The 5,873-nt window shown below is 59.6% G+C and carries 6 protein-coding genes and 1 tRNA gene; 1 reads left to right on the top strand and 6 read right to left on the bottom strand.

Going from position 1 to position 5,873, the window contains the following annotated elements:
• Positions 1-351: 351 nt before the first annotated feature.
• Positions 352-753 (top strand): septal ring lytic transglycosylase RlpA family protein, encoded by a 402-nt coding sequence (locus NW835_RS13855; RefSeq protein ID WP_414364939.1) that lies wholly within the window; start codon positions 352-354, stop codon positions 751-753.
• Positions 754-1,063: 310 nt separating this feature from the next.
• On the opposite strand, the gene NW835_RS13850 is transcribed toward NW835_RS13855, so the two are convergent.
• The 6 genes from NW835_RS13850 to NW835_RS13825 all read right to left on the bottom strand — a co-directional run.
• Positions 1,064-1,276 carry a hypothetical protein gene (locus NW835_RS13850; protein WP_414364937.1) on the bottom strand — a complete coding sequence of 71 codons (213 nt, stop codon included), beginning with the start codon at positions 1,274-1,276 and terminating at the stop codon, positions 1,064-1,066.
• A 186-nt stretch (positions 1,277-1,462) separates the two neighbouring features.
• The gene (gene cbiT, locus NW835_RS13845; protein WP_414364935.1) at positions 1,463-2,068 is read right to left on the bottom strand and encodes a precorrin-6Y C5,15-methyltransferase subunit CbiT; all 606 of its coding nucleotides are present in this window, start codon (positions 2,066-2,068) and stop codon (positions 1,463-1,465) included.
• Positions 2,069-2,227: 159 nt separating this feature from the next.
• Positions 2,228-2,300 (bottom strand) — tRNA-Thr (locus NW835_RS13840).
• Positions 2,301-2,388: 88 nt separating this feature from the next.
• Positions 2,389-3,936 carry an apolipoprotein N-acyltransferase gene (locus tag NW835_RS13835; protein ID WP_414415591.1) on the bottom strand — a complete coding sequence of 516 codons (1,548 nt, stop codon included), beginning with the start codon at positions 3,934-3,936 and terminating at the stop codon, positions 2,389-2,391.
• Between the two features lie 190 nt (positions 3,937-4,126).
• Complete coding sequence (locus NW835_RS13830) at positions 4,127-4,786, bottom strand: DUF305 domain-containing protein (RefSeq protein ID WP_414364932.1); 660 nt, start codon at positions 4,784-4,786, stop codon at positions 4,127-4,129.
• A 119-nt stretch (positions 4,787-4,905) separates the two neighbouring features.
• Positions 4,906-5,873 (bottom strand): response regulator (locus tag NW835_RS13825; RefSeq protein ID WP_414415590.1); only part of this gene is annotated, 968 nt, incomplete at its 5' end.

The following is a 5,873-nucleotide window of genomic DNA, read 5'->3' as shown; positions in this document are numbered from 1 at the left end:
CCCGCCCCTGACCGGCCCCCCTCCCCCCGTATACGGGGGTACAGGGCGCGGCTCCTGCGGTTTCTAGCTGAAAAGGCAGCCCACCCCAGGAGCCTGCTGGAAACACTCTAGCTCAGCCCCTAATGAAGCCTGCAGAATGTAGAGAACTATGTAGAAGTAGAAATTGATGCAGTGGTTTGCATTTCTCCGGGATCCCCTCGCCCCACGGAGCCGGGCCGGATTCTAGGAGCATTGCCCCCACCCAAGCCTACTGACTTCAGCCGAAGGATCCCTCTGGGGAACCCGGGATCGGTGGGGCTCGTCAGTGTATTCCCGGACACGTTTTTGGGAGACTTTGACGAGGAAAAACGGATGATCGATTGGTTGACCGGTGCTTTGATTGCATTGTTGCCGCCTGTTCCAGGGGAAGGGGAACACATGGTGGTGAGCCACTATGGCCAATTGCCTCCTGGCCAGAGCTGGAATCGACTCAAGGATGGCAGCGTCTTTCGACCTGAGCAGGACTTTGTTGCCGCCCATCGCACTTTGCCCATTGGCACGCGCTTGTTGTTGACCAATCCTGAGGATCCCAGGCGCAGAGTGGTGGTGGATGTTCTGGATCGGGGCCCCTTTGTTCGCGGTCGAGATCTGGACATTTCGACGGCTGCCGCTCGTGAGCTAGGCATTTACGAGCAGGGAGTGGCGAAAGTAGAGGTGCGTCTGTTGCCTCCCCAGGAAGTTCCTCTCTCCGGCCTTTTGATGAGCCTAAGGTAGAAATTGCTGGGCAAAAATAACTACTAGAATCGGCTCCCGATGGGGAGAATCTGCCCAGGATAAACGACTCCCGACACTCATCTTCGTTGAGTAAACACAACTCATCAAATAGAGTACGGGCTTCACGCTTCACAGACTTGTTTGTACAGAGGTCTCAGCGTGCTGCCACCGTGCGACCCACGGCGAGAAACTCTCCAGAGATTTAACTTGTTCGCCTCAATTGCAGCACGAACGGCTTTCATCGCGACACTGATTGGCTCTTGAGCCAACACAATTCACCCATACAGTGCGGGGCTTCCCGCCGATTAAGCTAAATGCCTGAAGATTTGCTGGGCTGGTTTTCTGCTTCTTGTCTGCGGCGATCGCCAATGCCACAGTCGCCGCAGCATTCGGGTCGCTTGAAGTCGTCCCAATGGATGCAGGCCCGGCAGCCCTTCAGCATTTCCGGCCAGCGCTCTCGAATCAATAGTTGTCGCAGCCTCACTTCTCGTGATTCGGGAAAGGGGTGTCGCAATCCATCCATGGCCCTGGGATCCGCAGCTCTCTGTCTCTGGTATAAGAGCAAATGGAAGTCTGCAATCTAGAAATATCGGCATAGCTTAAGGTTTGCACTTTGCCCATCTCTGGAGAGCTTGGGCTAGCTCAATTTTCTTGAGCTCATTACTTTTCGAAGGGATTTGCAAAAAATGTAAACGATTTCTTATGAGATTTAGCTGGATTTTTCCCCGCTTAACACAAAGGTGGGATCCAAAGGCAGCAACAGTTGGGTGCGACCGCGGTGTTCCAGGCGGTTCACGGCCGATTGGATCACCTCCACATGATGAGCTCGCACGGCAGCCAGCCCGGTAGAGAGGCCGTAGAGCCCCTCCAGAGAGTTGGTGGTTGCCACAATCCTGCCGTTGGGCTTGAGATGGTTCCAGGACGCCTCCAGGATCTCCCGTAGGGGATGGCCGCCTTCGATACAGATGCGATCGGGGGGCGGAGAGAGCTGGTGCAAGCAAGCGGGGGCAGTGCCCTGGATTACCTGCACGTTGTTGAGGCCGAATTTCTCGCAGTTGCTCTCGATCAGGCTAACCACCTCTGCATCTCGCTCAATGGCGATCACCTGAGCTTTGGGGCAGAGAATGGCCGCTTCGATGGCGATGGTGCCTGTCCCGGCGCCGATATCCCACAGGCAGTGGTCTTCCCCCAAGCGCAACTGGCTTAGCACCAGCACGCGCACCTCGCGGGGGCTCATCGGGATCCCCGGGATCCGCTCAAAGGCAGAGTCCGGGATCCCTGGGGTGCGGTAGGGCCAAGAGAAGGGGGTTGCCATCGCCAAAGACCGCTGCCGCGAAAATGGCCATCTTCCTCAGCATAAGGCGAAGGCCCAACCGACTGGCTATGCTCTTTATGTCCTCCTGCAGGGAGAGGGGATCCCCGCTCTAGGCCAACCTAGGGCAGAAGTCCCCGTGAGGGCCGCACAAAGCTCCAAAGCTGATGATCGGACTCGAACCGATGACCTGCTCATTACGAGTGAGCTGCTCTACCGACTGAGCTACATCAGCAATTGTCGATACCCCCACATCCCTTTGTTCGGCCAGTTCAGCAGCGCAAACTGGGAACGCGGGACGGGAAAGCCGACTTAGATTCGTGTTAAGGCCTATCTATCCTAGCGCATCCTTGCCTTGCTCGGGATCCCCAAGGCCACAATCCCAAAGAGAGACCCAAGGTCAGCCAGGCCAGCCAGTCGCCTGTGCGCGTGTAGAAGGTGACCTGAGATTGCCGCCTGACCTCTCCGCTGACCACCCCGCGCTGAAAAATCGGGCCCACCCGTTGCATTCGACCGGAGGGATCCACCACCAGGTTGCCGCCGGTGTTGTTGACAAAGACCATGCTGCGCCGGTTTTCAACCGCCCGGAAAACCGAGAGCCGCCCGTGGAGCAGCGGCCAGTGGCTGTTGCCAAACCAGCTATCGTCCGAGATGACAATCAAGGACTCAGCTCCCGCGCGGGTCAGAGCTCGGCTGGGGGCAGGCAGAACGCTCTCCAGGCAGATCATCACCCCCAAAGGCCCAAACAGCTCTCCTCCCGCCAGCGGCCGATAGCCATCGGGGGAGGGCACGTAGCGCCCTGACTCAAAGTAGGGGAAGATCCACTGCTTGCCAAACCAATCCAGCACCCGGCCCTGGGCGTCAAAGAGGAGGGCGGTGTTGAAAAACCGTTGCTCCTCCTCCGGCAGGTGAGCTGTGCGGGGATCCGGCTCCGTGGCTCCCGTAATCAAGGCCCCTTCCGGGGGGAGGATGGCTTGCATCGGCTCGATCACATAGGGTTGCAGGGGGGTGTTCAGCAACCGGGCCCGCAGGGCTCCTTCCGGCCAGATCACCAACTGCGCCCCCTCGGCCACCGCCTGAGCCGAAAGCTGATGCAGCTCCCGGTAGCGCTCGCTGCGGTAGTCCCAACTGCGATCCGCCTCCAGCCAGGCCACCTGCTGCACCGCCCCCACGCGAAAGCTGGGAGCCCCTTCCGCCGCCAAAGCATCAAAGTAGGCCAGCCGTAGGCTGCCGTAGGCCAAGACTAGCCCCCCCAGACCTAGGCCGCAGGCCAGCGTGCGCCAGATAGCGGGGTTCTTGGCCCCAGCGCCAAGTGCTCCCCTTAAGGATCCCTCCGCCCTCCACTGGCGGCGGAGCTGCTCGGCCAGCTGCCAAACCACGCCGTTGACGAACACAGTAAAAAAGGTCACTCCCCAAATCCCAGTGAGATCGGCAATTTGGATCCCAAGGGGCCAGTCAAAGAGCAGGGATCCCCAGTGGAAGGGAATCGGCCACCAGAGCAAGCCCAGCAGCCCATCCAGCCCTGTCCAGACCGTGGCCACCCCTAGGGGACGGGCCCAGGGGGGAAGTGGCTGGCTCAACTGCAAACTTAAGACTGTGGCCGTTGTGAAAAACAGAGGGATCAGGGGGGCCACCACTGCTCCCCCCAGGATCTCCCAAGCGCTGAGCACCTGAAGGGAGAAGGGATCTACCCAGAAGGCGTACAGGCACACGCACAACCACAGGCCATAGGCCAAATGCCAGCGCCTCCACCCCTGTCGTTGTTCGCAAAGGTGAAACAGGGGCGCTAGGCCCAGCAGTGCCCCTGGGAACCAGTGCAACCAGCGGTTGGGGGATCCCAGGCACAGCAGCAAAACGGCTAACCCCGCCAACCCTCGGGATCCTGGGTTTTGGCGAACCGGTGGGAGCAAATCTAACTGTTGAGGGAGGGAGGGCAGCTCTAGGGCCATTGGCAATGCAGGAGAATCCCTTGGGTACTGGGGACAGCAGCAGGAGCCGACCTTGCTCGCCTCCCCTCATCTTCCCAGACCCTGCTGAAGCTTGCAAACTGTCCCAGCAGCCCTACTGCGGATACCACCGCTGTTGCCAGGCCCGCATTTGCTCAATCTCTACCTGCTGGGTGGTAACAATGGCTGTTGCCAGTTGCCGGATCTCAGGGCGCTTGGATTTTTCCAGAGCCTCTTGGGCCATAGCTAGCGCCCCCTCGTGGTGCTGAATCATAGCTTTCAGAAAGCGCAGGTCAAACTTGGGGTCAGCGGATCCCAGGTCGGTATCCATGCGCATGGCGGCAGCCATCTCCGGCGTCATGGTCATCTGGTGGCCCATCTCCTCATGCCACATCACGGGCTCCTGGGGAGCTTGCGGGTACCAACTCAGCCGCCAGCCCTGCATCTGCTTGATTTCTTGGCTTTGCGCTGCCACAATGGCCCTGGCCAACTGAAGAATTTCCCGCCGCCGGGATTTTTGCAGAGCCTCTGCGGCCATGCTCACCGCTCCCTCGTGGTGGAGGATCATCGCATCCAGAAACCGCAGATCGAAGGATTCGTCGGCAGGGCCTAGGCTAATCCGATGAGCTCTATCGATTGAGAGCTCTCCCTTGTTCTCATGAGCAGTTGCCTCTGGCTCCAGCTCCCTGCCAACCCAGAGAGTGTCCAGGACAAGCCCACCAGCCAGGATGAGAGCCCAGACAGTTAGGCGCATCACCGCTTCCTCCGAGGACAACAGGTCAATATCCTACGCCCTCCAGTCCCCTCTAGAGTCAAGCCCTTTGGCGACCCTGCCAGCCAGAGTGGGATCCCTTAGCTTGGTACCCCCATCTGGGCACCCCTGGCGTCGCCAGTTCAGGAAGTGGGGTTGGGTGCCAACAACTGCTCCCCTTGCAACATGCGAGCGGCAGCGCTGAACAACTCTTCCTCCAAGTAGGGCTTGGTGAAGTAGGCAGTGGCTCCCAGCTCCCGGGCTGTCTGCCGGTGCCGTTCTGCCCCCCTTGAGGTAAGCATAGCTACCGGAATATGCTTGAGGTTGCTGTCTGCCCGTATGCGGGAGAGCAACTCCAGGCCGTCCATGCGCGGCATCTCGATGTCGCAGAAGATGAGATCGCAGCGCAAGCCACCGCGAAGCTTTTCCCAGGCGTCCTGTCCATCGCGGGCTTGCTCCACCCGGTAGCCCACCTTTTGGAAGGACATGGAGAGCAGCTCCCGCACCGCAATCGAGTCATCCACAATGAGCACCGTGGTTTGATGGGTTTCCTCGGCACGTGGCTCCGCAGCGCGACGCTCTGCCCAGAGGCGGCTGAGATCGCGACGGCGGCCTTGGGCCATATCCACCAGTTCAAGGACATCAGCAATGGGCAGCACGCGACCATTGCCCAGCACCGTTGCCCCAGAAATGCCAGGTGGTTTGGGCACAGGCCCGCGCAATTGCTTGATCACGATTTCCTGCTCTTCCACAAAGCTGTCCACCTGCAGGGCAAGGTACTGGCCGGCACTTTGGAGGACAACAATGGGGATGATGCCCTCATCCTGGGCAACGCTGTAGACCTCGGAGCGGCTGCGGCTGTGGCTGCGGCTGTAGGACAACAGATTCGAGAGGGGTTGGAAGGGAAGGCGTTGATCCCGCCAGGGAATGGAGGGCCGCCCCTGTTCATCCGGCTGCACCTCATCGACGGGAACATCCAGCATTTCCTCCACACCGTCGAGAGGAAAGGCGATCAGGGCTTTGTCGCTGACACACACCATCGCCTTGGAAATGCTTAAGGTAAGCGGCAGGCGGATGGTAAAAGTGGTGCCTTTGCCGCGCACGGAATCCA

This window comes from Synechococcus sp. OH2 (assembly GCF_047462155.1).
In the GTDB taxonomy this organism is placed as follows: domain Bacteria; phylum Cyanobacteriota; class Cyanobacteriia; order Thermostichales; family Thermostichaceae; genus Thermostichus.
The sequence above is the reverse complement of the archived record's forward strand: the minus strand, read 5'-3'. Positions and strand labels throughout refer to the sequence as shown.

Bases quoted from the DNA above. Each gene is read 5' to 3' on its own strand.
- NW835_RS13855 (WP_414364939.1), top strand. From the start codon at position 352: ATGATCGATTGGTTGACCGGTGCTTTGATTGCATTGTTGCCGCCTGTT.
- NW835_RS13850 (WP_414364937.1), bottom strand. From the start codon at position 1,276: ATGGATGGATTGCGACACCCCTTTCCCGAATCACGAGAAGTGAGGCTG.
- cbiT (WP_414364935.1), bottom strand. From the start codon at position 2,068: ATGGCAACCCCCTTCTCTTGGCCCTACCGCACCCCAGGGATCCCGGAC.